The following is a 26266-nucleotide window of genomic DNA, read 5'->3' on the forward strand; positions in this document are numbered from 1 at the left end:
AGGTGAATGTATTGAAAACAACCCACCAGGATCAGTATATCGAGGTTGGGATCGGCCATGAAAAATATGCTTTAAGAATTGATGATATTCATGAGATCATCAAGATGCAAACCATTACTTGCATTCCTAATACGAGATCATATATTAAAGGTGTTATTAACTTGAGGGGCAAGATCATTTCTATCATCAGCTTGAGGGCTCGTTTTGGTCTCATGGAGGAGGACAACACCAAGCTGACCCGCATCGTCGTTGTCAATTTTATGGGCGACATGGTCGGAATTATTGTAGACAGGGTCAATCAGGTGACGTCCTTCTCCGCCATTCAGGAGCCACCTGATCATTCCGGTGATAAACAAACGGCTTATTTTTCGGGAGTTGGTCATGCGGAAGCTGGTCTGGTATTCATTTTAAATCTTATAAATATTTTACAGGAATAATTCCACATGGTTAGTCCATGTTATACTGCTACGGAATAAGCCATTTTATCAAGACTTACAATGCTGGGCATTCCGTAGTGAATTTCAGAGGCTGTAAGACTTGGTGTGTCTCCCATAGGACCTTTCCGCGCTAGTGAGCCCTTCCGTGCGGAGAGGACCTTCGTGGAGGCCATACAGAGCTAATCGTAACCTTCCGTTACTTCTTGGATTGCATCATACTTATATTTCAGTTATACTCAAAGAGCTATTGATTAATCACTAACGAATGAAGGGTGGAGTTTGAAGTGGTCAAAAATGATACGACCTCTGTTAATCGCAAGACGGAAATTATATCAGCTGCAATCGAAGTATTTGCCGAAATCGGGTATTACCGGGCGACTACAGCGCAGGTTGCACAGCGGGCGAATATATCTCAGCCTTATATTTTTCGCTTTTTTGCGACCAAGGAAGCTTTGCTGCTAGCCGCGCTGGAGGTATCGTGGACGAGGATTATCGATTCCTTCCGACTTGTGGTGGATTCTGCATCACCAGAACGGCTGGAAACCAGTCTGAGCGGAGCGTATGAGGATATAATGAAATCTTATCAGAATGAGACGCTTCTCCAAATGCAGGCGCTGACAATTCAAGAGGAAGCGATTCGGGAGTCAATGCGTTGTGGATTTCGGGAAGTACGTCATATTGTGCTGGAAGCTTTTCGCAGTGCAGGAATTCATAACCCGGAAGAGCGAACGCTTATTTTTCTCGCAAGAGGAATGCTGTGCAATATTTCAATGGCAGTCGGTTTGCCCGAATTGATGGAGGAGTGAGTTGGTCATACAGCTCCTTTAAATTAGTTATTGACTAATCAATAACTAATTGGTATATTGTTATCAAGTTAGTAATTGATCAATAACAAAAAAGAAAAGAGGCTGATGAAAATGAAAAAAGCAATCGTGGTAGGTGCAACAGGAGGAACAGGTGCGGTTGTGACGGCAGAGCTGGTCAAACGGGGTGTTGATACGATCGCTTTTGGACGTTCACGGGTTAAACTGGAGCAATTGGCGGCACGTCTTGGCAATCCAGCTCATTTATCGCTGGCCGTTGGTGATGCTTTCCAGTCCGACGACATTGCGGCCGCGTCAAAAGAAGTAGATGTTTTATTTCACTGCGCGAACGTACCGTACAACGAGATGCACAGCAAATTGATTCCACTTGGTGAAGCGATTATGGAAGCTGCTAATCGGCTTAGTCTAAAAGTCGTCGCCGTAGATGGCATTTATCCATACGGAAAACGGCAGATGGACAAAGTAACCGAGGAACATCCGAAGCAGCCGCACACGAAGAAAGGCAAGGTCCGGCTGGCGTTTGAACAGATGCTGTTCAGCGATAGATGGGATCATGCGCAGGTGATGATTGTACGGCTGCCCGATTACTACGGGCCAACGGCCAATGAAGCTTCTTATCTTGGATCTACACTCGAAGCCATAGCGGCAGGCAAAATGGCGTTTTATATCGGCAACAAGCACATTCCACGCGAATTCGTATATTTGCCGGACGCGGCGGTCATGATTGTCGCGCTTGCCGGTAAAGATTTTGCTTATGGCCAAAATTGGCATATTCCCGGATCCGGTATCATCTCTGGCCAGGAAATTGTTCGAATAGCCCAAAAGGTGAGCACAACCAACAAGCCTGTCATAACGTTGGGAAGAATAGGTCTGTCCTTGCTCGGCGTGTTTGTTCCCGTCATGAAGGAGGTAGTGGAGATGCTGTATTTAACTGAGGAACCGCTGCTTCTGAGCGGGGAGAAATACGAGCGGCTGATCGGCCCGATTCCGGCGACCACCTTCGAGAAAGGTATAGCCTCAACTATTCATACCTTACAAGAACGGAAAAAGGCAATAAATATTTGAAGTTATTGATTGAACAATAAAAGTGATGTTCAACGCGCTGAAGTTGAACAGGAATCCGGATTAGTTTTGGGTATTAAAAAGCCCCGACAACCACAAAGGGGGTGTCGGGACTTTAACTGTTGTAGTTGAACTATCCATCAATTCCTGAAAGTACTTGTGTACTGACTTGATCCAACTGCTTCAGCTCATCGGCCGTTAGTGTCACGTCGATAGCACGTGTGTTTTCTGCCAAATGCTTCTCATTCTGTGTGCCTACGATAGCGGAAGTTAATGCGGGCTGGTGCAGCAGCCAACTGATGGCAATTTCCGATAAGGTCACTTGCTTTGTCTCGGCGATTTGCTTCAACAGATCAATCAAAGGCTGTTCCTTTTCCAAATGCTCCGGCAAAAACAATCTTCTATTGTTGCGGAAATCGGTTTCCTTGACTGTGGCCTTGCCATTATGAAAAGCACCGGTCAGGATACCTTTGGCAATTGAGCTGTAGCTCATGATACCAATATGGTTTTCCTGACAATAAGGGATAATCTCGGGCTCAATCCCGCGGTGAAGCAAGCTATATTCGGGCTGAATGACATCAATACGTGCGTAGTTGCTTGCTTCTTTGAGCAGGTCGATGGAGAAGTTGGATGCACCGATAGCGCGAATCAGACCTTCATCCTTAAGCTTGTTCAATTCGGATAACGTATCTGCCAGTGGGATATCCTTATTAGGCCAGTGGATGTAATAGATATCAACATAATCAACACATAAGCGCTTAAGGCTGGTCTCTGCTGAAGAGCGCACATCTGCAGGCTTCAGATGACTTGGTGATACCTTGGTGGCAATAATGCAGTCTTTTCTTTTGCCTTCAAGAGCCTGTCCGACGATTTCCTCGGAATGACCTTGTCCGTAGCCTTCGGCCGTATCAAACGTATGGATACCCAGCTCAAAAGCTTTTTGAATCGCGCTAATATTGACTTCATCGCTTTGCTTATCCCATTGTCCTCCACCCAGCTCCCAGCACCCGAAAGTCACTTCGGAAACCTGAATATCGGTATTTCCTAATTGTCTGTATTTCATGAGAAATTCCTCCTTAGAGTTTTCATAGAAAACTAGCATCGTAAGCATAAGCATTAAATTTTCGTAGAAAATTCACTTCGTCATGCATCTATTCGGCCGCTATGGCGCGTATTTCTGCCAAGGTTGCTTCGTCCAAAGCCACATCAACTGCCGGCAGAACGCTTACAATATGACTTGGCTTGCGTACACCTACAATAGCGCTCGTAAGTGCCGGATGAGCCAGTACATAAGCGATGGCTAGTTGTGGAAGGGTAAGATCATACCGGGAAGCCACCAGCTTCAATTTTTCTGCACGGTCCACGTTCTTTCTCAAATTCTCGCCCGTATGAGCGGCATTGCGTGAACGCCAGTCGTTCGCTTCGAATTTGGTATCGTACGTATAGTTGCCTGACAGAAGTCCAGAGGTCAACGAGCTGTACCCAACAACGCCAATCCCCTTTTCCTGACAAAAAGGTAACAGCTCCTGCTCAGCCTTGGGCCTCAGGATTGAATATGGAGGCTGTAGTGAGTCCACATGCCGGACAGCCAGCGATTGCTCCAATAATGGCACATCGTAGTTGCTCACTCCAGCATAACGAACTTTGCCGTCTTGAATCAGCTTGTCCATCGCCCGCATCGTTTCCTCGGCAGGCGCTTTTGTATCCGTATCCGGCCAATGCATTTGGTACAAGTCGATATAGTCGGTACCGAGTCTTTGGAGAGAGGCTTCAGCTTCACGAATGACGGAATCGTAGGTGCCATTCTTGGAAACATTTTTTTGCTCATCCCATACCAGACCACACTTCGTTGCAAGTATGACCTTGTCCCGATCACCTTTAAGCGCTTTACCGATAATTTCTTCGGAATATCCAAGACCATACACAGCTGCTGTATCATAAAAGGTAACGCCTGCATCGAGTGCCGCGCGAACGCTGTCGTGAGAGAGCTGATCATCCTGATCGCCCCACCCGCTAGCCCAGCCTGCTCCTCCGATTGCCCAGGAACCAAAGCCGATAACCGATATTTCCGGACCATTCTTTCCAAGCTTGCGATATTTCATAGTTAAATCTCTCCTTCGATTAGACTTATATTCATTATAAATAAAGCAATTTGATTTAGGAAGAACTGTGCTTGACATCAGCTAGTTACCTTTAGGTTATCTGAGGTCATTTCAGGTTAACAGGGGTTACATGAAATTGGTACAAATTATCATATCGGAAATGGGCAAAATCTGATAAAATTATGGGTTGTATAAAGGTTTTATGTAGATCATGCAATGAGAAGAGGAAAAGTGTATTTGATGTCGAATCATTACGAATTAGCTTGTTTGATCTTGAGAGGAGAAACGGAGAGCCCATGATCCAATTTCAAAATGTTTCCAAAGTGTATAACAATGGCACCGTCGGCTTGAATAACATTAATTTAACTATTCAGCCGGGAGAATTCGTTGTTATAGTAGGCTTGTCGGGGGCGGGCAAGTCAACGCTCCTGCGTTCCGTGAATCGCCTTCATGAAATAACCGATGGTCAGATATTGATCGATGGAAATTCGATTACCGCAGCACGCGGTGCACAGCTTCGGCGCATGCGACGAGGCATTGGAATGATCTTTCAAAGCTTTAATTTGGTGAAGCGTGTCTCCGTATTACGGAACGTGTTGTCGGGTCGTGTAGGCTACCATTCTACGCTGCGGACGATGCTGGGATTGTTCCCGCAGGCGGATATTGAACTGTCTTTAAAAGCATTGGAACGGGTGAATATTCGGGAAAAAGCATACGCTCGTGCCGATGAACTGTCCGGTGGCCAGCAGCAGCGTGTCTCAATTGCCCGCGCGTTGGCGCAGGAGGCGAAGATTATATTAGCTGATGAGCCTGTAGCTTCATTGGATCCGTTAACAACTCGTCAAGTTATGGATGATTTAAAACGAATCAATCAGGATCTGGGGATCACGACGATTGTCAACCTTCACTTTATTGATCTTGCCAGAGAATATGCGACTCGTATTATTGGCTTGCGTGCGGGCTCTGTCGTTTTTGATGGTCCGGTATCCGAAGCAACGGACGAGCGATTCTCCGAAATATATGGTCGCGAAATTAAGAAGGATGAGCTGCTGGGGGGAGACGCCTGATGTCGCCATCCAAAGGTAAAAACGCTGCTTTACAGAAGCCATCATCATTAAAAAGGAATCTCTCCATTATTATGATTCTTATACTCCTGGGTGCCAGTGCGTATAAGACCGATGTTTCGATACCCGAGCTTATAGAAGGTATTCCGGAAATGGGCAAGCTGTTCGTCGAAATGTATCCGCCCAATTGGAGTTATTTTGCCACGGGCTGGGAACCGATGCTGGAAACGATTCGCATGGCAATTGTCGGTACGGTTGTCGGTTCATTAATTGCGATTCCGATTTCTTTCCTGGCGGCTCGCAATGTGACCCGTGTACCGGTTTTAAGCGCTGCTGCCCGCTTTATTTTGAATTTTGTTCGCACAATTCCTGACCTGATGTATGCGGGCGTATTCGCGGCCATCGTCGGATATGGCGCATTGGCGGGAACGATAGCCCTTGCCTTTTTCTCGTTTGGGCTTGTCTCCAAGCTTACTTATGAGTCTATCGAGTCTATTGATCCAGGGCCCCCGGAAGCCATGACAGCGGTTGGCGCGAATAAGTTGCAGTGGATTCGCTTCGGTGTGCTGCCTCAGGTAACCGCGCAGTTTGCTGGATTTGTACTCTATACGTTTGAAGTTAATGTACGTGCTGCTACCATTCTCGGGTTTGTAGGAGCCGGTGGTATCGGATTGCTGTTACAACGCGCTTTGGATCGTCTGAGATATGATCAAGCCTCAACGATCATATTACTGATATTTGTGGTCGTGTTGATCATTGATTATGTGAGTACGAAGTTACGGGAGAAGCTCTTATGAAGCCAGAGACGATGAAAGCAAGTGTTGGCCGTCGCATTCGCTACTGGGCAATTTGGTTAGTGACAATTATATTAATTGTATGGGGTTTTTCCGGACTGGAGTTCAGCGGAATTAAAGCGACAGCAGGCCAGGTGTCCATGGCAATACTGAGGGGTCTGCTGCATCCGGATTGGAATTTCGTTTATTTACCTGAGGGTGAGGATTTACTTCGTGGGCTGCTTGAGACCGCCGCGATAGCCGTACTGGGTACCGTGATTTCGGCAGTGCTTTGTATACCGTTTGCTTTCTGGGCAGCTAGCGCGAAGGGGAAGGCAAGATGGGCTACGAGCAGCGGCAAGTTTATGCTGAGTGCGATCCGTACATTTCCCGAAGTTGTCATGGCGATTATTTTTATTAAAGCCGTTGGACCCGGTTCCTATGCGGGTTCATTAGCACTTGGTGTGCATTCGATCGGGATGCTCGGTAAACTGTACTCAGAAGCGATTGAAAATTTGGACCACGGTCCCACAGAGGCGTTGACTGCATGTGGTGCTAACAAGCTGCAAACGTTATGGTTTGCCGTTATTCCGCAGGTTATGCCAGACTTCCTCTCGTTCGCTTTATATCGCTTTGAAATCAACATCCGTTCTGCGGCCATCCTGGGTGTAATTGGGGCCGGGGGTATCGGGACTCCGCTTATATTTGCACTGGAGGCTCGCAGTTGGTCTCGTGTCGGCATTATTTTACTGGGTGTTATCGTGATGGTTACGATCATTGATCTGATTTCAGGCTACATTCGTAAACGTATTATTTAAAGGACAACAAAAAGACCGTATCTCACAGGAATTCCTGCGGATACGGTCTTTTTGTTGCTTGAGGATTGAAATGCTTATTTGCCGCCCATTTGCTTGTTAGCATCACGAACAACATTGAATTTGCTGTCATCAGATGTTGTGTAGCCACGGTGGGAATACACTTCATAGATGATTTGTTGACCTTGTGGGTCTTTACCGATAGCAATGAAAGCATCGGAAATTTTCTTGCGCCATTCATCGCTCATGTCCGTACGAACAGCGATTGTATCATTAGGGATCGGAGCTGTGAAGAACAGTACGCGAGTTTTTTCAAATACGTCCGGAATATCTTTAACAACATTCAAACGAGCATCCTGGAACACAGCCGCTGCGTCAACTTCATCATTCAATACAGCTAGAACGCCTTTATCGTGACCTTTTACGACGATACCTTTAACGTCTTTATCAGGGTCGATGTTTTTCTTCTTCAACTCAAGACCTGGATAAATATAACCAGCGGATGATGTTACATCCTGCCATGCTATTTTCTTACCTTTCAGATCTTCAATCGTTTTGATTGGGGAATCTTTTTTAACGATGATCATGGATTTGTAGGAATCGACAAGCTTGGACTTGTCTTCTTGTCCGGTTTCGTCATTAACGCCATAACGTTGGGCTTGTAGCAATAAATCAGCCGCTTTTTTATCGTCATGAGCCAACACGTAGCCAGTTGGAGGCAAGAAGCCGATATCTACTTTTTTGGAAGCCATAGCTTCGATGATCGTGTTATAGTTAGTGGAGATCGTTACTTTTACTGGAATACCGAGCTTATCGCCAAGCAGCTTTTCAAGCGGCTTTGCTTTGGCTTCCAATGTTTCAGCGCTTTGGGAAGGTACGAATTGTACGTTTAATTCTTTAGGTACATACCCTTTGGCTGTCGGTGCTGGAGTAGGAGCAGGTGTTGCTGCCGGAGCTGGAGTCGCAGGAGCAGGTGCTGCTGGTGTCGGTGCTGCTGTCTGTCCACAAGCTGCTGCGATTCCCGCGGTAAGAACCAGCGTCAGGCTTAAGGATGCAAATTTTTTAAACATGTCTTTTTGACCTCCTGTTAATTGTAAAATACAAGCTGCCTCTACTATAGCATAATATATCCAATAGGGCAGTAAATAATTTATGAATTTATGATTAACACGTTACATTCACGTCAGTTATTCTCGTATTAAAATGTCTATATATTACATATGATGATAGGGTTGAAATTGGCCATAAGTAGAGTGGTGCTATTGCCTTGAAGCAACTTGGAATTGTTTGTTATAGTAGGTAGAAGAATCTGTATCTACAACATTCCATAATTGACAGGAGCCATCCCATTGATTAATACATCGATAAAGCAGACGGTTACCATCCTGCAAACAAGCGATCTTCATGGCTTTATGCTGCCCATTCAATACGCAAATAATAAGTCTGCTGATATTGGTTTTGCCCGAATTGCCACATTAATTGAAAGTGAAAGGGCCTTGCAGGACGCAGTCCTTGTGATCGATAACGGAGATTTGATTCAAGGCACGCCCCTCGCTTATCACCATGCCCGTCTGGATGCCGCTGCTCCTAACCCGATGATCAGCTGCTTAAACAAACTGCATTATGATGCTGCTGTCATGGGTAATCATGAGTTCAACTATGGTCTGCCTCTATTACATAAAGCGGTAAAGGAATCAGAATTCCCATGGCTAAGTGCGAATATTGTTGATAACGAGAGTGGGGAGCCATACTTCGGACAGCCTTATATACTTAAGGAATTCGACAATGGACCTACTGTAGCCGTACTTGGCTTGACGACCCCTTACATCCCGAACTGGGAAAAAGCCGAGCATATTGCGGGTCTGCGATTCGACGATGCTGTCGAGTCTGCACAGAAGTGGGTAGCTTATTTACGAAATGAGAAAAAGGCGGACATCGTCGTCGTGTCTTACCATGGCGGATTTGAGCGTGATCTGGATACGGGGGAACCGACAGAGCCATTAACGGGGGAAAATCAAGGATACAGGCTATGCCAAGAGGTGAAGGGGATTGATGTGCTGCTCACCGGACATCAGCATCGGTCGATCGCAGGAAAACGTCTCGGTGGAGTCACGATTATGCAGCCGGGCAGCCAGGGGGCGTTTCTCGGGAAGGTACAACTTCACATGGAGCATACAGAGAGCGGTTGGCATATACTGGAATCCACCTCCGAGCTGCTCTCTCCTTCGGGCGTTCAGCCGCAAGCAGAAATTGTCGAGCTATTGCAACCCAATGAAGCCTTAACGCAAAAGTGGCTGGATCAGCCTATCGGCAAGCTGCTCGGTGATATGCGGGTCACTGACCCCATGGCACTCCGTATAAAGGAGCATCCTCTTATCGAATTCATCAACAGGGTACAGATGGAGATATCAGGAGCCTCGATTTCCAATACGGCTCTGTTCGATAATATTTCACCGGGATTCCCGCCAAATATTACGATGAGGGACATTGTTTCCAACTATATATATCCGAATACGTTACAGGTACTGAGAGTGAGCGGACAAGATATTAAGGATGCACTGGAGCATTCTGCAGCCTATTTTGCCCAATATAAGGGTGGTCCGGTGCAGGTCAGTACAGCCTTTAGCGAGCCTAAGCCGCAGCATTACAATTATGATATGTGGGAAGGGATTACTTATAAGCTCAACATATCGCGGCCGGAAGGCGAGCGTGTGCAGAGCTTGGGCTATCAGGGGCAGCCTTTGGACATGGACGGTCATTATGATGTAGTCATGAACAATTACAGGGCTGGTGGTGGCGGGAACTATACGATGTTTCATGGCAAGCCCATTGTAAAGGACATTCCGACGGATATGGCTGAGCTACTGGCCTCCTACATTATGGAAAAAGGAACAATTGAAGCCGCATTAAATAGCAATTGGGAAGTTATTTGGGATTAAGCTGGTGGATAGGGTTCGGAAGAGCAGGAAATTTGTGGGTGTTACTCGAATAAGTAGTGTTATTGTATGATCTTAAAGGGAGGTAAACATGCCGACATTTATGAGAAAAGCAAGCCGGAATTCGGGGAGAGCTGCTTCTTTCACACTACCGCAGCAGCAGCTGGAGGAGCGGCGGCAGCCCAACAGTTCCATGAACCATATGCATGAGCCAGCATCGCCTGCAGACGTTATGCAGCTACAACAAACGATAGGCAACAAGGCGGTTGCTCAGCTGATGCGATCGAGAGCTGCAATTCAACGTGTGGTGGATCCTCCGGAAAAGGAATCCGAGAAGGAAAAGAATGGTATGCCGGATCAGCTTAAGCAAGGGGTGGAAAGCTTATCAGGAATGGAAATGGACGATGTCAAGGTTCATTATAATTCCTCGAAGCCGCAGGAGCTTAATGCATTGGCCTATGCACAGGGCGCTGATATTCATCTGGGTCCAGGTCAGGAAAAGCATCTGCCCCATGAAGCCTGGCATGTCGTACAGCAAAAGCAGGGACGTGTAAATCCAACCATGCAGGCGAAGAGTGGAGTTTCTATTAATGACGATGCCGCTCTGGAATCGGAAGCAGACCGTATGGGCCAGCAAGCGATCCAGATGAAAACCGAAGGCGGTGTCATACAGCTCCAGCAGACCGAAATCTATGTAAAAAATATTACCGGATCTTATACAGACGCAGGCGGCGTTGAGCAGGAGTTTCAATACGATGGCGAGGAGCATGTAGCTACGACCAAATCTCATCCCAGAGGCCAGGTAAACTATGATACGCAGGTCAAAAAGCTGTTGAAGAAAAACAATGTTGTCCCCAAAACGATTGCCGATGCCAATATCACGGTTTCGTATGAAAGTTTTGGACGAAAGCTGTAAAGCGATCTTGTTATACGGGTTTACAATTCCGACGAGCCTGTTGATGGCTGTTGCTCAATAGAACCAGCTCGGCTGTGTCGGAGCCTCTAAGACCTTTGGTTTTAGAGGTTTTTTGTCATCCATGACTAGCGGGCTAGCCCAGCTCTGATTCAGTGATCTTGTAATTTTGTAATTCTGTAAAAAGGAAGTGACCTTCACTTTGCTTCAATCACCGGATTCTATACATAGGCATTCATCTTTCACGAAATTTTGGATATCGCGAACTTTATCTTCAACCTCGTTCCAAATGCTCTCCGTCGCGATCGGATGGCAGATGTATGATTTAACTCATGACGCTTTCAGTCTTGGTTTTGTAGGTCTGGCCCAGTTTGTACCCATGGTGCTGCTAACCTTAGTTGTCGGGCACGTTGCAGACCGCTTTGACCGTCGCAAGATCGTCTTCTTATGTCAGATCATCGAAGCCGCGATAGCTGTTCTGCTGCTGCTTGGAAATCTAGCAGGCTGGCTTGGCCGTGATCAGATTTTGGTGGCTGCGGCGATTATCGGATCGTGTCGGGCTTTCGAAGGGCCCTCGTCCTCGGCGCTATTACCGCAGCTGGTGCCCAAAGCTATCTTGCAGCAAGCCATCGCATGGAGTACCTCAGCCGGTCAAACGGCTCAGATCCTAGGTCCTTCTCTTGGTGGATTGCTTTTTTCTGTGGGTCCTGCTTTTGTTTACGTCACAGCAGCCATAGCGCTATTAGTTGCTGGAATCCTCACCTTCCTGATCCAAATGGAGCGGATTACCCGAAAATTGGAGCCTCTCTCCATGAGTTCTATCTTCTCGGGCATGGTGTTTATTTATCGCCGTCCAATAATATTGGGAACGATATCGCTTGATCTTTTTGCTGTCCTGCTTGGCGGAGCTACAGCGCTTATGCCGATATTTGCGCAGGATATTTTGCATGCTGGTCCTTGGGCATTGGGAGTTATGCGGACTGCACCAGCGGTTGGTGCATTAGTGATGTCGATTGTGTTGGTCTATTTTCCACTTAAAAAAGCCTTTGGCTCTACATTGTTCGGAGCGCTTTTTGTGTTTGGATTGGCGACCATGCTCTTCGCCCTTTCCACGAACTTGTTGATATCGTTGGTTGCTTTGGTATTCATTGGAGCCTCGGATGTGGTTAGTGTCGTGATTAGGTCTTCTCTCGTGCAGCTGCAAACTCCAGATGAAATGCGGGGCCGAGTGAACGCCGTGAACTCGCTTTTTGTTGGGACGTCCAATCAGCTTGGTGAGTTTGAGTCAGGTATGCTGGCCGGGTTTATGGGAGCAGTTCCAGCTGCATTCATTGGAGGCGTTGGGACTATAGCGGTTGCCGGCTTATGGATGTATTTATTCCCGTCGCTCAGACGACTGCGATCATTAACGGAAAAATAAATACTTTACTATAGTAACGCATTAATGTATTATCAAAGTGTAGTGATAAAGCGTAAGGAGCTGATAGGATGTCAATCAAAACACAGGTTAAGCCGCGTCAAGCGCTGCAAAGCATCAAGCCTTATACACCAGGCAAACCGATATGGGAGGTTCAGCGAGAGCTGGGACTAACGAAGGTGGTGAAGCTTGCTTCCAATGAAAATCCACTGGGAGCTTCGCCCAAAGGTATACAGGCTGTTCAGCAATTCATGGCTGAAATTCATCGTTACCCGGACGCCGATGCCAAAGATGTGAATGCTGCCATTGCTGCAAAATTAAATTTACAATCGGGGCAAATCATAGTCACCAATGGTGGGGATGAATTGATTTCGCTCATTTCAGAAGCTTTTCTGGAGCCGGAAGATGAAATCATCGTACCCAGTCCGTCATTTACCGAATACGAATTTGGCGCACGTTTGATGAATGCCGGAGTGATCGCTGTTCCGCTCAATCAGGACTATGGGTATAACATTGAGCTGATGCTGTCCGCAGTAACGGATCGAACGAAGATCCTCTATATATGTACACCTAACAATCCGACAGGCACCTATTTACCGAAGCGGGATATGGAAAAGCTGCTTGCAGCCCTGCCTCCAAGAGTGCTAGTTGTAATTGATGCAGCTTATAGCCATTTTGCAACAGCAGATGACTATACAGATGGCTTGGATTATGTGCGTGAGGGCTATCCGGTTGTGGTCCTGCAAACCTTTTCCAAAATTTATGGTCTGGCTGGTCTACGTATCGGCTATGGTGCTGCACCGGAGGCTATCATCGGTCACATTCTCAAGGTCAAGGAACCTTTCAACGTCAATGCGTTGGCACAAGCAGCAGCGGCTGCGGCTATCACAGATGATTTGCATGTGCAGGCATCGCAACAGCTCAATAGTGACGGCCGAGAGCAGCTGTATGCGGCTTTTGCAACACTTGGGCTGCCTTTTATCAAAAGTATGAGCAATTTTGTGCTGGTAGAGCTTGGTCCGGAAAGTAAACGATATTATGAGCTGCTGTTAACCAAAGGTGTGGTTGTGCGTCATGGTGGGTTATGGGGTCTTCCTCAGCATGTGAGAATCACAGTGGGGACCAAAGAGGATAATGAGTTTTTGATTACGGCGCTGCAAGAGTCGATGCTGGAAATAAGTAAAAAGTAGTGTAAACGTTCTCAGTATTATAGTATGATCTAAGCAAAAGGTTGTTCGAACAGTCCCCTATGAAACCATCTCGTTGATGAAAAGTGGACTATTGAACACGCACTACAAGGAGGATATATAAATGAGTCTTTTGCTTTGGCCACAGGGTACACCGAATGCATTAGGGAATGAGGCCGAGGATTTACCAACGCTGGTTCCTTATCTCGTGGAGGGAGGAGCACCCACGGCTGCGGTCGTCATATGTCCTGGCGGGGGTTATGCACGTAGAGCCGATCATGAGGGAGAGCCGATTGCGCTGTGGCTCAATTCACTAGGTATTTCCGCATTTGTTGTACATTATCGCGTAGCTCCTTACCAGCATCCGAACCCGTTATCCGATGCTCAGCGCGCGATTCGAATCGTTCGCAGCAAGGCGAAGGAGTGGAATATTGATTCCGCTCGTGTCGGTATTCTCGGTTTTTCTGCTGGTGGCCATCTGGCTTCTGCCAGCGGGACGCATTATGACAGTGGACGGCCAGATGCTGAGGACCCTATTGAGCGGGAAGGCTGCCGCCCGGATCTGCTCGTATTGTGCTATCCTGTAATCAGCTTCATCGCTTACCCGCATACAGGCTCACGCAATAATCTGTTGGGTGATCCAGCTGATCCACAGCTTGTGGAGCTATTGTCGAGCGAAAATCAGGTAACCGACCAGACACCTCCGACCTTCTTATGGCATACGGCTGATGATGCTGCCGTTCCAGTAGAAAACAGTCTGATGTTTGCTTCGGCGCTCAGCCGCCACAAAGTACCGTTTGAGCTGCATGTGTATGAAAGTGGTCGTCATGGATTAGGGTTGGCTGAAGAACAGGTGGGTGTACGTGCCTGGACGGATGCTTGCGCGATTTGGCTGGCCAAGCAGGGATTCTAACAGCAAAGTATCCTTATGATCAATCAGGAACAAATAATTATAATTATTCTTTAACTTGAGCGAACCGTGCTGATATGAGTTAATAGATATTGTAGCGGGCCCGCTAACGTACCAAGGAAAGGAGTGATCATGAACAATGATTCTACAACCTGAGGTGATCTCTGCGTAAGCAGAGATGCCATAATGGCGGGGAGGCTTTATAGCCTCCCTTTATATGTTTCCATTCGATACGGGAGTGGACATTTCAACCGTACATAATGTATAATTTTGTTTGTATAGGCAGTTGTTAGATGCGATTAAAAGTTTCATGAAAACTAAGACGAAGGGAGTGGCATTCAATGTTTGAGGGCACAGCAATTAAAGAGGTAGGGCTGAACTGAATAAGCATTTTTTCCACCACCGTTACCTGACGTCGTTGACATGGAACATGACATAGTTGGACTCTCAGGCACGATACGGCGATCGTGTTTTTTTTTTCTAATTTTAGGAGGTGTGAAGATGAAAATGCTTATCTCTTTCTCGGCGGCGCTTGCAATGAAAGCACGGAAGGAGGATTTCATCTATGGGTTACAAGAACGGAAGAGATTTTCTTCCCCCTAGCCTGCTTAAGCAACTGCAGGATTACATTCAGGGCGAGATTATCTACATTCCCAAAAAAGAACAGACACGCGCTGGTTGGGGCGAGAATAACGGTACCCGCCAAACGATTCAGCGTCGTAATCATGAGATATACAGACTGTATGAGAACGGTTCAACGGTTCTGGAGCTCATTCAGACTTATCACTTATCTGAAGATAGCATTCGTAAAATTATCGTCAAAACGCGCTGTGCCACTGCCCGTCAGCACTAGCTGGATTATAGGCTCAGCTGATGCGGCTGCTTCACAGTCGGTCTCCATATAAGCAATTGAAAAGATGACTATGAAAAAAGCCGAAGGGCTTTTTTTCATTTTACAGCCATGTACGAGCATGCTGTGTATAAGAAAGGAAGAGCTTAAATGCCAAGTGTGGATTTGAACTGTGATATGGGGGAAAGCTTTGGTTCTTACTTGGTTGATCGTGATGAGCTGCTAATGAAGTATATCACTTCGGCTAATATTGCCTGCGGCTATCATGCGGGTGATCCTGCTATCATGCGTCGGACGGTTCGTCTCTGTCTCAAGCATGGAGTTGCGGTTGGCGCTCATCCAGGACTGCCCGATCTTGCAGGTTTTGGAAGACGGAAGCTGCAGATCACTGTAGATGAAGCCTATGAGATGGTGGTTTACCAGGTTGGTGCCTTAATGGGATTTGTACTCGCGGAGGGTGCTGTTCTGCAGCATGTGAAGCCGCATGGTGCTTTGTACAATATGGCTGCGGTAGACGCTGAATTATCCGTGGCGATAGCCGAAGCGGTTTATCGTATCGATTCGAGATTGATCTTATTCGGTCTTGCGGGCAGTGAACTGATCCAGGCAGGCCGGAAGATGGGGCTGCGTGTCGCTGAGGAGGCTTTTGTCGATCGTACATATCGTGCTGATGGTACGCTGACTCCTCGATCTGAACCGAATGCAGTAATAGAAGAACCAGAGCAAGCGATTAGCCAGGCTATCGGGCTGATTAAGGAAGGTAAGGTGGTTACTGACAAGGGAAGTATATCCTTGAGGGCGGATACCCTGTGTATCCATGGAGACACGCCCAATGCCCTGATGTTTGCAGAGCTGATTTCCAGTCGCTTGGTGCAGGAGGGGGTTACACTCCAAGCCGCTGCTGGAATGCGCGGGTGAGTGCAACGGCTCTTGCATCGAAAAGAACGAAGCGTGATGAATGCTTAACTTCTTCTGGATTGAGGACGCCAGTCATCCCTTTCAGATTTCTTTATAATCTCGGTCATTCGCAGCACGACAGAGTTCGCTTCTTCTTCACCAAAATGCCCCTTGAGCTGCTCAAAGGTAAGGTTGTCATGGAGAAGCTTGCGTGATACACTGGAGTCTTTATACCAGGCTTCCGTGATCGCGAAGAGACCTTCCTTTTTTAGCCAAACTTCATGGTAATAATGCTCGGCTTCATTTATCATTTTCATAGACATATAATAGGCTGAAATCGATATACGAGGGTCCGATAAGCGTTGGCTCATAACCGATCCTGAGGAGACTGGTTGGCCAAATGTGATACAGGTAGATACTTTTTTTACAACGTAGTCAATATTATCCATATGCTCAACTCCTGTGGTAGTTCTAACGATCTAACTGAATAATAATTTCAATAATAAAGGTCATATTTCATACAATAACATAGTTCTTATGACTTAAAAATAAGCCTTATTACCTATAATTTCACTACTCAAATTTTTTACATATAAATGTAAAACAATGCTATAATACAGCTTAATGTCAGTTCAGTTTAAACTTAAATAGGGAGAATCAAGTTAATGTCCAATTATAACATTTTATTGGCTGATGATGAAATGGCGCTGCGCTTTTTATTAACCGAAACTCTCGCCGACGAAGGTTACAATATTACAGAGGCAGAGGACGGTAAAGAAGCCCTGGACTACATAAAAAGCAACAAATATGATCTGATCATTCTCGATTATATGATGCCGGAACTTACGGGTGTAGAGGTTTGTGAGTGGCTTCGCAATCATGACAACCCGAATCAGCAGTCACCGGTGATTCTATTAACAGCGAAGGCGCTGGAGAAGGATCGTGATCGGGCACGTACTGCCGGGGTGAGCACTTATATCGTCAAGCCCTTCAGCCCGCTGCAGCTGGCAGATACGGTTCAGCAATTAATTGAAAGCTAATTCAAGAATATAAATAATGACTGGATGTGAAAAGTTTTGCGGCAAACGACACCTGAGGAACGTATTCGTAGAGAAGAAAAGCTGATGAAGGAAGGCCGGAAAAAATATATAGGAGAACTACGCAAGCAGCTGGCTCAACTCAGTGAACTGAGTATGATACAGGAAGCGGATATGAACCTGGATATTGCTCTGAAGTTGTATCGGCTTGTCCACACGCTTAAGGGAAGCGCACCGATGTTTGGTTTTATACGCATTGGGGCTATTGCCGAAAAACTCGTTCGTCATTGGGAGTGGGCCCAGGATTTAGAGCTTTCAGTCATTCAGGATAATTTGATTAAGAATGAGTTTCAAACATCGCTTGCAGGGAGTACAAACTTGATGCAGCAGCTGTCGATGGAGCTCGATATTTATGAGCAGGAGCTTGACCTGGATGAGCATCAGGAGCAGATGAGTAAGCGCGCGCCGATGATGGCCTTGGGAAGCAGATTGCTTGTCATCGATGATGACGATGTGCTGCGCTCCTATTTGGTCCGTCGCTTTAAGCTCGAAGGTTATGAGGTTGATGAGGGCAGAGATGTGGCAGAAGCGCAAAAATTACTGAGGGAATTCACCTATGATCTAATATTGCTGGATTTGATGATGCACCCACAATCTGGCTATGAGCTGTTCGAGTTTGTAAAAGAAGATCCAACGCTCAAATGGATTTCGTTGGTTGTTCTTTCGGGGCGTGATCATATTCATGACAAAGTTCGCTGCTTTTATTTGGGTGCGGATGATTTTATTACGAAGCCATTTCAATATGAAGAATTAAGTGCCCGTGTGTACAGTTTGCTGAAGCGGACCAAGGATTTTGAACAGATGGCTTTTCGTGATCCATTGACGGGCGTATATAACCGACGTTATTTTGACCATCAGGTTAAGGTTGAGCTTCAACGCATCGAACGTTATCCGTCACCGATGTCTCTCGTATTTATCGATATCGATCGCTTCAAATCGATCAATGATACGTATGGACATCATATTGGCGATCTCGTTCTGCAAGGGTTGGCGCATTTATTGCAAAATCACTTAAGAGCGACCGATGTGCTGGCAAGGTTCGGGGGAGAAGAGTTTGTCATTATTTTCCCTGGAATGTCGGGTCCACAAACGTTGAAAGTAGTTGAATCCATATTGGAGCATGCCAGGAGTGGGCCTGTAGCCCAGAATGAAGGGCAAGCCATCCATATTACCTTTTCCGCGGGGGTCTGCGAATGGTCAAATGGGATGACGGTGGAGGAGTGGATCAGAAAATCCGATGATGCGATGTACACGGCCAAGCAAAATGGACGCAACGGAGCATTGCTCTATTCCCAAGGTATGTCTGCTGCTGAGATAGCGGGAACGGTTACGGTCCAGGAACGTAAAAAGTCGATATTAATCGCCGATGACGATCGTATTCTCCGTTCTATTCTTGTATCCAAGCTGAAGCACCTTCCTGTTACCTTTGTTGAGGCGGTCGATGGTGAGGAAGCTTATTCCATATTGAAAAGTCAACAAATCGACTTGTGTATACTGGATGGATTGATGCCTAGGCTGGACGGCTTCGAAATGCTGGAACGAATGAAGGAAGAGTCCAGCAAGTCGGAAGAAGTACGGATACTGATGCTGTCAGGACGCAGCCGCGAGGAGGATTTGACAAGAGGACTTGAGCTGGGTGTCGATACGTATATGCACAAGCCCTTTTCCATGGTAGAGCTGGAGGTCAAGGTCAAGCAGCTGTTGGAGCTTGGGTAGAGTGTGAAGTTCGATCCAAAAGACTTGATAACTAAACAGGACACCCTGTTATCAACAAGCCGCGTTAGCCACTCTTCAAGTGTGGTTAACGCGGCTTGTTTTGTTGCGGTTTTACCGTCCCAGAATACGGATGATATCGTCGAGGATTCGATTCCTTCCCTGGGGTGTCCAGCTCATTAACAGCCAGTTTTGAACAAAATGAACCTGCTGATGGATGACCGCTCGAATTGACTCCCAATAGGGAGCTTGCTGCAATTGGTCCCACAGCTCCTCAACCTGCGGATGATGGTTCTGCTTGATAATAAACAGATGATCCGTCTGCGGCGCAGGAAGCTCATCGACCGAGCATTCCTCTCTCATTTTATTACGCGGTACGGCATCCCCGGGGTTCATACCGAGAGCCTTGTATAATAAGTCATTCAAAGGGTGATGAACCGTACCTTGAATGCGAATGCTTGTACTCACAATCTGGAGAATAGTGACACTGGTCTGAAGGGTTGATGCCTGTAACAGTCGACGGACATCCATCACCCGTTCATCCAATTGATTGAAGGTTTGAACGGCTTCTTGTTCACGTCCGACAAGCTCAGCAATGTTCATATGAGCGACTCGCCAATCCAGATGATGCTTAATAATAACAGTTGGGGCGAATTCCTTCAAAGCATCATAGAGTGACGTGTGAAAATAATCAGCGATAATCAAGTCAGGCTTCGCCAGCCGCAGCTGCTCCATCTGAGATGCCATTCGTCGATTGTATTCGGCTTCATCCATACCTGGATACCTGTAGCAGTCGACTGATGCGACGGCGTTCATCCCGATGGAGGACAAGTTATCCTGAAAGAATACACGAGAGGCAGTAGCGACCCGTAGTCGTTCTCTTTTGATAAAGAGGCTTGGTGAAAGGCCGACAGTTTCTTTAAAAATACGGCTGAAATAATATTCACTGCCATAACCGACCGCAGCGGCGACTTCCTTTACAGAACAATCAGGACCTAATTTCTCTTTAGCTTGCTGAATCCGTATGCGATTTAAATAATCGGTCGGCGAGGTGCCTGTCACTTTTTTGAAGCTGCGGCAAAATGCATTCGGCGTAAGCTGCGCTATTTTGGATAAAGTTTCCCTGCTTATTTTATCTTGAAAATGCTTGTTCATATAGTCGATGCTGTGATCGATTCCACTATGCAGAGACGCCGTACGCTGCTGACTGTCCGAATTGCGCATGATGAAACCGAGCAGCTCCTGAAATTGCAAATCGAGCTTGAGCTGCGCTTGGCTTGTACAATCCTTGGACTGACTTGAATCATACAACTGCTGGACGCATTCAAATACTTGTCCGCCATCACTGATAGATACGAGACCAGGAGGCAGCGGGGGGACTCCGCTATTTCTGGCAGCCTGCCACTCGCTTTTCCGCCTCGTAATCGTGATCGGATTCATGATTATCATAAAGTATTCGATATCCTTGGAGTGAAAGGTCGCTTCGATCGTCATGCCATGGTTCAGGAATAACCATTGAAGGGGTTCGATTCGATGCATCATATCGTTGATATGCACCACACCTGTTCCTTTGCTAATTAAACAGAGCACAGGTATGGGAACAGTCCTGAGAGGGATCGTGAAAGGGTTATGTCGCCGGAATCTGCGAATAGATGAGAGCAGGTACAGGGTATGGGGTCTTGCATGTAATGGTCGAGAGGGCATAGCCGTCAAATCCTTTCCTTACCTCTCATTTTGTATCGATGCTGAAGGTAGAATAGTGTAACAAAACGGATACTACAGGGCATGGACGATTATTACAGCATCCTATATGCTATTCAATGATAACAAGAATCATTATCAAAGTAAAAGGGAGAGAGACAAGCATGACTGGAAAAAGAAACAAAATTTCGATCATAGCCTTATTGCTGCTTACCGTAACGCTTATTCTGTCAGCATGCGGAGGTACAGCAACCCATACGCAGCCTGCTGCAGAACCTAAGGCTCCGACGCAAGCTGCTGCACAATCGGCACCATCCACCAAACCTGTGGAAGATGTAAAAACGGAATACACGGTTAAGCATGCAATGGGTGAGACCAAGATCAAAGGCACTCCAAAGCGGGTTGTTGTGCTTGGTAACGATGCCGTGGAGGCTGCGCTTGAGCTCGGTTTTAAGCCAGTTGGTATGGTTAAGGCATGGGGCGTTGCTCCGATGTATGATCATTTGAAAAGCAAGCTGGAGGGCGTGCAAATTGTCGGTGATGAGAATCAGCCGAATCTTGAAGCTATCGCTGCATTAAAGCCCGATCTTATTATTGGTATTAAGCTGCGCCAGGAAAAAATATATGATCAATTATCCAGCATTGCGCCAACTGTATTTTCCGAACGTACCAATTCTGATATGCTGATCAACTTTAAAGTATATTCGGAAGCGCTGAACAAGAAGGCCGAAGGCGAGCAAAAAATAGCTGATTACGAAAAGAGGATCAAGGAACTTCAGTCCAAGCTGGGTGACAGGATCAATACGAAAATCTCGTTGGTGCGTTTCTATTTGGGAGATAAGGTTCGCATCTATTATAAGGATACATTTGCTGGCGGTATTATTCAGAAAATTGGACTGAAGCGTCCAGCCGCTCAGGATAAGGACACGTTTGCTGATATTATCGGCAAGGAACGGATACCCGATTTGGAAGGTGATATTCTGTTTTACTTCACCCTGGAGGATGATAAGGGCGAAACGACAAAGGCTGAGAAGGAATGGCAGCAGGAAACATTATGGAAAAACCTTGATGTCGTTAAAAAAGGAAATGCACATAAAGTGAATGACGGTATCTGGAACTCCTCTGGCGGGATCATTTCAGCCAATCTGCTGCTGGATGAGTTAACCAAATATTTAATTAAATAAGTCTGTTCATACTGCCCTGCATGTTGGAGTTCACTTCCACATGCGGGTTTGCTTGTGCTTATGGACGGATAATGGGTACAAGATACAACGCATGTTATATAGGCTGCCGAAGGGGTTTGAGATATGATATTGCGAAATACGCTGTCCAGGGTTATCGGTTTTTTATTTAGTTTGCTCATTTTGGCTGGTTTATTTTTGGCTAGCAATGTTTACGGATATACGAATACGAGCTGGACCTCCGTATTTCATGCCTATATGGCTTTTGATGGCTCGAATGTGCATATTATCATTCGGGAGCTGCGTCTGCCAAGGGCGCTTGTCGCTGTGCTTGTCGGTTCAGCTTTGGCGATATCAGGAGCCTTGATGCAGGCACTCACCCGTAATCCGATGGCATCTCCGGGAATCCTCGGGGTAAATTCAGGTGCAGGTTTTTTCATTGTAGCTGGGGTTGCGCTGCTGTCTATTTCTGCACAAAGTGAAATGATCTGGTTTTCCTTTGCGGGGGCTGCAGTTGCAGCCATATTCGTCTATTTGATCAGTTCAGTTGGGCGAGAAGGGTTAACACCACTTAAGCTAACTTTGGCGGGGGCGACGATAGCCGCATTATTTGCTTCTTTTACGGCCTCGGTGCTTGTGACAGATGAAAGCACGCTGGATAGTGTATTGTTTTGGCTGGCAGGTTCAGTCGATGGACGCAAAATCGAACATATAAGGCCTGTGCTGCCTTTTTTTGTTATCGGACTTGGTAGTGCACTGCTTTTAGGTAAGGCCATGAATGTGATATCGGTGGGTGAGGATGTAGCCAAAGGTTTGGGGCAAAACACATTCAGATTGAAAATGATTTCCTTGCTCATTGTGGTGCTGCTGGCAGGAGGATCCGTGTCTATTGCAGGCCCTATCGGCTTCGTTGGTCTTGTCATCCCACATATCGTACGCGGTGTGGTTGGAAGAGACTACCGATGGGTGATTCCTTATTGTGGTTTATTTGGTGCCATCCTGCTGGTGACGGCAGATATAAGTGCCCGCTTTGTTGCATTTCCCAAAGAGGTTCCCGTCGGGGTTATGACGGCTATTGTCGGCGCGCCATTTTTCATCTATTTGGCAAGAAAGGAGCTGTTGAAGTCATGAACCGTTACAAGACGATTCGCTTCAGCAGATTGCGGATTTCCATTTTATTCGAAAAGAAGGCAGGCTGGACGCTGCTTGGGCTCTTGTTACTACTCGTTGTGCTTGCTTTGGTCAGCATCGGTGTTGGTACTCTCTACATATCGCCAATGCGCACGCTTCAGGTTCTATTCGACGATAACGTAAGTAAATCGATGGAAGCGAACGTGATCTGGAATTTCCGAATACCGCGCCTGCTGCTCGCTTGCCTTGCCGGCATGGCCTTGGCTTTATCGGGCACGATTCTACAGGGTGTGATCCGTAATCCGCTTGCCTCTCCAGACATCATCGGAGTGACGAGTGGTGCTGCTATGATGGCTGTGCTGTACCTGGCGTTATTTAACCAAAGTCTGAGTATTGCCTGGATGCCTGTTTTTGCTTTTGCAGGTGCTGCTGGGGTAGCGGGCTTTATTTATTTTGCCGCCTGGAAGAAAGGTGTTTCTCCGCTGCGAATGATTCTTGTAGGGATGGGAGTATCCGCGCTGCTCGAGGCTTTTAAAACGTTGTTCATCATATTTAGTACGATTATTGTAGCGAGTAAAGCGCATATTTGGATTATCGGTACTATATATGGAGCCAGTTGGAAAGAAATTCATCAGTTTACGCCATGGCTGCTCGTATGTATTCCGATCTTGATTCTGCTTGTTCGTCGATTGAATATTCAAGTACTCGGTGATGAGCTGCCTGTTACATTGGGTGCGCGCATTCAGCTTCAGCGTCTGGGGTTGATTGCAACCGCAGCTGCACTGGCGGGGTCCGCTGTCGCCTTTGTTGGGGGCATCGGCTTCGTCGGGCTAATGGCACCCCACATTTCACGCAGACTGGTTGGAGGCTCACATGGTGCGCTGCTGTTGTGCTCGGCGATTGTCGGAGCTATTATATTGGTCACTGCCGACCTGATTGGCCGCATGGTGCTACCGCCTCGCGATATCCCGGCTGGTGTATTTACCGCTGTGCTCGGAGCTCCTGTGTTCCTCTATTTGTTGATAAAAGCGAAAAAAAATTAAAAGATTACACTTACGAAGCTAGTTTTGCTGCGCAAAACTTAAAGTTCATGCTTACGGAGCTAGTTTTGCTGCACAAAACTTTAAGGAGGTCTCAGCAAATTGAACATATTATCGGCTCAAAGCCTGTCTTTATCCTATGGGGATACGAAGATTATTGAGCACTTGGATTTACATATCCCTAAAGGGAAAATCACTGTGCTCATCGGCAGTAATGGTTGTGGAAAGTCGACCTTGCTGCGTTCCTTTGCCCGTTTGCTTAAGCCCAATCACGGTTCTGTTCTCTTGAATGGTCATGATATTGCGCGCATTTCTACCAAGGAAGTTGCCCGCCAAATGGCGGTACTGCCACAAGGGCCCGTGCTACCAGAAGGATTAACAGTCCTTCAGCTCGTTAAGTTAGGCCGTTATCCTTATCAGGGTTTATTCGAGCAATGGTCTGAAGAGGATGAGCGCAAGGTTCGCGCTGCCCTTGTATCGACACATCTGGAGGCATTAGCGGAACGAGCTGTCGATTCACTCTCGGGAGGACAACGGCAGCGTGCCTGGATTGCGATGACGCTCGCCCAGGATACGGAAACACTGCTGCTGGATGAGCCGACCACGTATCTCGATTTGTCTCATCAGGTTGAGATTCTGGATTTATTGTACGATTTGAATCAGCATGAGCAGAGGACCATTGTGATGGTATTGCATGATCTGAACCTTGCCTGCCGCTATGCCCATCATATGATCGCCGTTCACAATCAGGGAATTCATTCACAGGGGTTCCCAGAGGACATTGTGACCAAGGCAATGATTCGTGATGTATTCCGAATGGAGTGCGAAATCGGACGCGATCTGCTCTTTGGAACACCGGTATGTATTCCACATGGAAAAGGCAGATATGTGTTCTTACCAGGGGAAGGAGAAAGAACTTAAAAGGAGTTAAATGATATTGTAGGAGACCGAAAAAAAGATCCATCAAGATAACAAGAAGACCCGTGACAGCCATCGTTGGCCGCGCGGGTCTTCTTGTTAGGTGTTCTGTCCTAGTTAGGAGGAGCTTCGTAGTTTTCTTACAAATCATCCCAGTTCAGGCTGGAAGATTTGCTGTAATTGGTTACCTTTTGCTCGAAGAAGTCGGTCTTCATGCTGTTCATATTGCTGAAGTTTTCGACCCATTTCATCGGATGCTCAACAACCTCAGGATAAAGGATTTCCAGTCCGAGCATCTTCAGGCGCTCATTGGATAAATATTTGATATATTGATCAATAATCTCATTGCTCAGACCATTCATCATATCATTAGTAATATATTGACCCCATTCGATTTCGTGCTCAACGGCGGTTTTCATCATTTGACGCAAATCCTCAATCAATTCGTTCGTGAAGATTTCTGGATTTTCCTTGCGGATTTCCCGGAAAATGTTCTGGAACAAAGCCAAATGGGTTAACTCATCACGTTGAATATATTTGATTTCGGATACGGTACCGAGCATTTTACCTTGACGACCCAGCGAATAGAAGAAGCTGAAGCCGCTGTAAAAATAGATGCCCTCCAAAATATAGTTAGCCATGATTGCACGCAGCAAGTTCACTGTTGAAGAATCGTCGATAAACTTCTCATACAGGTCGGTGATAAAACGATTACGGCGCAATAAATGCTTGTCTTCCCGCCACTGGTTGTAAATATCATCGCGAACCTCTGCCGAGCAAACGCTGTCCAAGATGTAGGAGTAGCTTTGGCTATGTACCGCCTCCTGGAAGGTCTGAACGGTTAGGCACAAATTAACCTCTGGAGCGGTAATGTACTCATTAATGTTAGGCAAATTGGAGGTTTGCAGGGAGTCCAGGAAAATCAGGAAGCTGATGATCTTATCATATCCTTGGCGCTCATGCGGTGAAAGAAATTTATAGTCCTTGGCGTCCTGGGCCAAAGGAATTTCCTCGGGAATCCAAAAGTTATTCATCATGTTGCGGTACATCTTGGTAGCCCAATCGTATTTAACATTATTGAGCTCGATCAGGTTCGTGGTATTACCGCCAATCATTCGGCGCTTGCCCCAATCACGGTCGCCGTGTTCGTTGAAAAGTTTCTTTTTTTTGAGATCCAAAGTGGATGCCTACCCCCTAAATCCCCCTGGGAGGGGGACCCCAAGGGGCGCTGCCCCCTGGACCCCCTCTGACGGGAGAGTTTCTATTGTGTGTTATACTCGCGTTCGTGACCCGCAGGT

At 46.7% G+C, this 26266-nt stretch carries 25 protein-coding genes; 19 read left to right on the forward strand and 6 right to left on the reverse strand.

Features of this window, described 5'->3' with window-relative positions; all coding sequences use genetic code 11:
- The first annotated feature begins 2 nt into the window (after positions 1-2).
- From BK127_RS20550 to BK127_RS20560, 3 genes are all read left to right on the forward strand, one after another.
- Complete coding sequence (locus tag BK127_RS20550) at positions 3-437, forward strand: chemotaxis protein CheW (protein WP_305954314.1); 435 nt, start codon at positions 3-5, stop codon at positions 435-437.
- Between the two features lie 284 nt (positions 438-721).
- Positions 722-1243, forward strand: coding sequence for a TetR/AcrR family transcriptional regulator (locus tag BK127_RS20555; RefSeq protein ID WP_076233381.1), 522 nt, complete (start codon positions 722-724; stop codon positions 1241-1243).
- A gap of 111 nt (positions 1244-1354) precedes the next feature.
- Positions 1355-2326, forward strand: a complete 972-nt coding sequence (locus BK127_RS20560) for an NAD-dependent epimerase/dehydratase family protein (protein ID WP_179097550.1) — start codon at positions 1355-1357, stop codon at positions 2324-2326.
- 130 nt (positions 2327-2456) lie between these two features.
- On the opposite strand, the gene BK127_RS20565 is transcribed toward BK127_RS20560, so the two are convergent.
- Entirely contained in the window at positions 2457-3386 is a 930-nt protein-coding gene (locus BK127_RS20565; RefSeq protein ID WP_076233383.1) for an aldo/keto reductase, read from the reverse strand.
- 88 nt (positions 3387-3474) lie between these two features.
- Entirely contained in the window at positions 3475-4425 is a 951-nt protein-coding gene (locus tag BK127_RS20570; protein ID WP_076233384.1) for an aldo/keto reductase, read from the reverse strand.
- 296 nt (positions 4426-4721) lie between these two features.
- On the opposite strand from BK127_RS20570, the gene phnC reads away from it, so the two are divergent.
- From phnC to phnE (BK127_RS20585), 3 genes are read left to right on the forward strand one after another with little or no spacing between them, the layout of a single operon-like run.
- Positions 4722-5492, forward strand: coding sequence for a phosphonate ABC transporter ATP-binding protein (gene phnC / locus BK127_RS20575; protein WP_076233385.1), 771 nt, complete (start codon positions 4722-4724; stop codon positions 5490-5492).
- On the forward strand, positions 5492-6286 hold the full coding sequence (phnE, locus tag BK127_RS20580; protein WP_076233386.1) for a phosphonate ABC transporter, permease protein PhnE: 795 nt from the start codon (positions 5492-5494) through the stop codon (positions 6284-6286). The genes phnC and phnE (BK127_RS20580) overlap by 1 nt, the downstream gene beginning before the upstream one ends.
- Positions 6283-7080, forward strand: a complete 798-nt coding sequence (gene phnE / locus BK127_RS20585; protein WP_076233387.1) for a phosphonate ABC transporter, permease protein PhnE — start codon at positions 6283-6285, stop codon at positions 7078-7080. The genes phnE (BK127_RS20580) and phnE (BK127_RS20585) overlap by 4 nt, the downstream gene beginning before the upstream one ends.
- Before the next feature lie 74 nt (positions 7081-7154).
- Here phnE (BK127_RS20585) and BK127_RS20590 read toward each other — a convergent pair whose 3' ends face one another.
- The gene (locus BK127_RS20590; RefSeq protein ID WP_076233388.1) at positions 7155-8147 is read right to left on the reverse strand and encodes a phosphate/phosphite/phosphonate ABC transporter substrate-binding protein; all 993 of its coding nucleotides are present in this window, start codon (positions 8145-8147) and stop codon (positions 7155-7157) included.
- A gap of 282 nt (positions 8148-8429) precedes the next feature.
- On the opposite strand from BK127_RS20590, the gene BK127_RS20595 reads away from it, so the two are divergent.
- From BK127_RS20595 to BK127_RS20625, 7 genes are all read left to right on the forward strand, one after another.
- Positions 8430-10016 (forward strand): bifunctional metallophosphatase/5'-nucleotidase, encoded by a 1587-nt coding sequence (locus tag BK127_RS20595; protein WP_483874384.1) that lies wholly within the window; start codon positions 8430-8432, stop codon positions 10014-10016.
- Between the two features lie 88 nt (positions 10017-10104).
- The gene (locus BK127_RS42475) at positions 10105-10929 is read left to right on the forward strand and encodes an eCIS core domain-containing protein (protein ID WP_083689435.1); all 825 of its coding nucleotides are present in this window, start codon (positions 10105-10107) and stop codon (positions 10927-10929) included.
- A gap of 187 nt (positions 10930-11116) precedes the next feature.
- Positions 11117-12346, forward strand: a complete 1230-nt coding sequence (locus BK127_RS20605; RefSeq protein ID WP_256711389.1) for an MFS transporter — start codon at positions 11117-11119, stop codon at positions 12344-12346.
- A gap of 68 nt (positions 12347-12414) precedes the next feature.
- Positions 12415-13533 carry a histidinol-phosphate transaminase gene (gene hisC, locus BK127_RS20610; RefSeq protein ID WP_076233390.1) on the forward strand — a complete coding sequence of 373 codons (1119 nt, stop codon included), beginning with the start codon at positions 12415-12417 and terminating at the stop codon, positions 13531-13533.
- 121 nt (positions 13534-13654) lie between these two features.
- Positions 13655-14443: an alpha/beta hydrolase gene (locus BK127_RS20615; RefSeq protein ID WP_076233391.1), complete on the forward strand. Its 789-nt coding sequence runs from the start codon at positions 13655-13657 to the stop codon at positions 14441-14443.
- Positions 14444-15005: 562 nt separating this feature from the next.
- Entirely contained in the window at positions 15006-15293 is a 288-nt protein-coding gene (locus BK127_RS20620; protein ID WP_076233392.1) for a CD3324 family protein, read from the forward strand.
- A gap of 147 nt (positions 15294-15440) precedes the next feature.
- Positions 15441-16208, forward strand: coding sequence for a LamB/YcsF family protein (locus BK127_RS20625; protein WP_076233393.1), 768 nt, complete (start codon positions 15441-15443; stop codon positions 16206-16208).
- A 44-nt stretch (positions 16209-16252) separates the two neighbouring features.
- Here BK127_RS20625 and BK127_RS20630 read toward each other — a convergent pair whose 3' ends face one another.
- The gene (locus tag BK127_RS20630) at positions 16253-16636 is read right to left on the reverse strand and encodes a hypothetical protein (protein WP_076233394.1); all 384 of its coding nucleotides are present in this window, start codon (positions 16634-16636) and stop codon (positions 16253-16255) included.
- Between the two features lie 216 nt (positions 16637-16852).
- Here BK127_RS20630 and BK127_RS20635 point away from each other — a divergent pair, with 216 nt between their 5' ends.
- Positions 16853-17227: a response regulator gene (locus tag BK127_RS20635; RefSeq protein ID WP_076233395.1), complete on the forward strand. Its 375-nt coding sequence runs from the start codon at positions 16853-16855 to the stop codon at positions 17225-17227.
- Positions 17228-17263: 36 nt separating this feature from the next.
- On the forward strand, positions 17264-19000 hold the full coding sequence (locus BK127_RS20640; protein ID WP_256711390.1) for a diguanylate cyclase: 1737 nt from the start codon (positions 17264-17266) through the stop codon (positions 18998-19000).
- A 111-nt stretch (positions 19001-19111) separates the two neighbouring features.
- On the opposite strand, the gene BK127_RS20645 is transcribed toward BK127_RS20640, so the two are convergent.
- Entirely contained in the window at positions 19112-20701 is a 1590-nt protein-coding gene (locus BK127_RS20645) for a helix-turn-helix domain-containing protein (RefSeq protein ID WP_083689436.1), read from the reverse strand.
- A 161-nt stretch (positions 20702-20862) separates the two neighbouring features.
- Here BK127_RS20645 and BK127_RS20650 point away from each other — a divergent pair, with 161 nt between their 5' ends.
- The 4 genes from BK127_RS20650 to BK127_RS20665 all read left to right on the forward strand — a co-directional run bounded on the left by BK127_RS20650 (position 20863) and on the right by BK127_RS20665 (position 24971).
- Complete coding sequence (locus BK127_RS20650) at positions 20863-21882, forward strand: ABC transporter substrate-binding protein (protein WP_076233397.1); 1020 nt, start codon at positions 20863-20865, stop codon at positions 21880-21882.
- Positions 21883-22005: 123 nt separating this feature from the next.
- A complete protein-coding gene (locus BK127_RS20655; RefSeq protein ID WP_076233398.1) occupies positions 22006-23010 on the forward strand; it encodes a FecCD family ABC transporter permease in 1005 nt (334 codons plus the stop codon).
- On the forward strand, positions 23007-24053 hold the full coding sequence (locus tag BK127_RS20660; protein ID WP_076233399.1) for a FecCD family ABC transporter permease: 1047 nt from the start codon (positions 23007-23009) through the stop codon (positions 24051-24053). The genes BK127_RS20655 and BK127_RS20660 overlap by 4 nt, the downstream gene beginning before the upstream one ends.
- Positions 24054-24152: 99 nt before the next feature.
- Entirely contained in the window at positions 24153-24971 is an 819-nt protein-coding gene (locus tag BK127_RS20665) for an ABC transporter ATP-binding protein (protein WP_076233400.1), read from the forward strand.
- 137 nt (positions 24972-25108) lie between these two features.
- Here BK127_RS20665 and BK127_RS20670 read toward each other — a convergent pair whose 3' ends face one another.
- Positions 25109-26146, reverse strand: coding sequence for a ribonucleotide-diphosphate reductase subunit beta (locus BK127_RS20670; RefSeq protein ID WP_076233401.1), 1038 nt, complete (start codon positions 26144-26146; stop codon positions 25109-25111).
- Positions 26147-26266: the final 120 nt, after the last annotated feature.

This window comes from Paenibacillus sp. FSL H7-0331 (genome assembly GCF_001956045.1).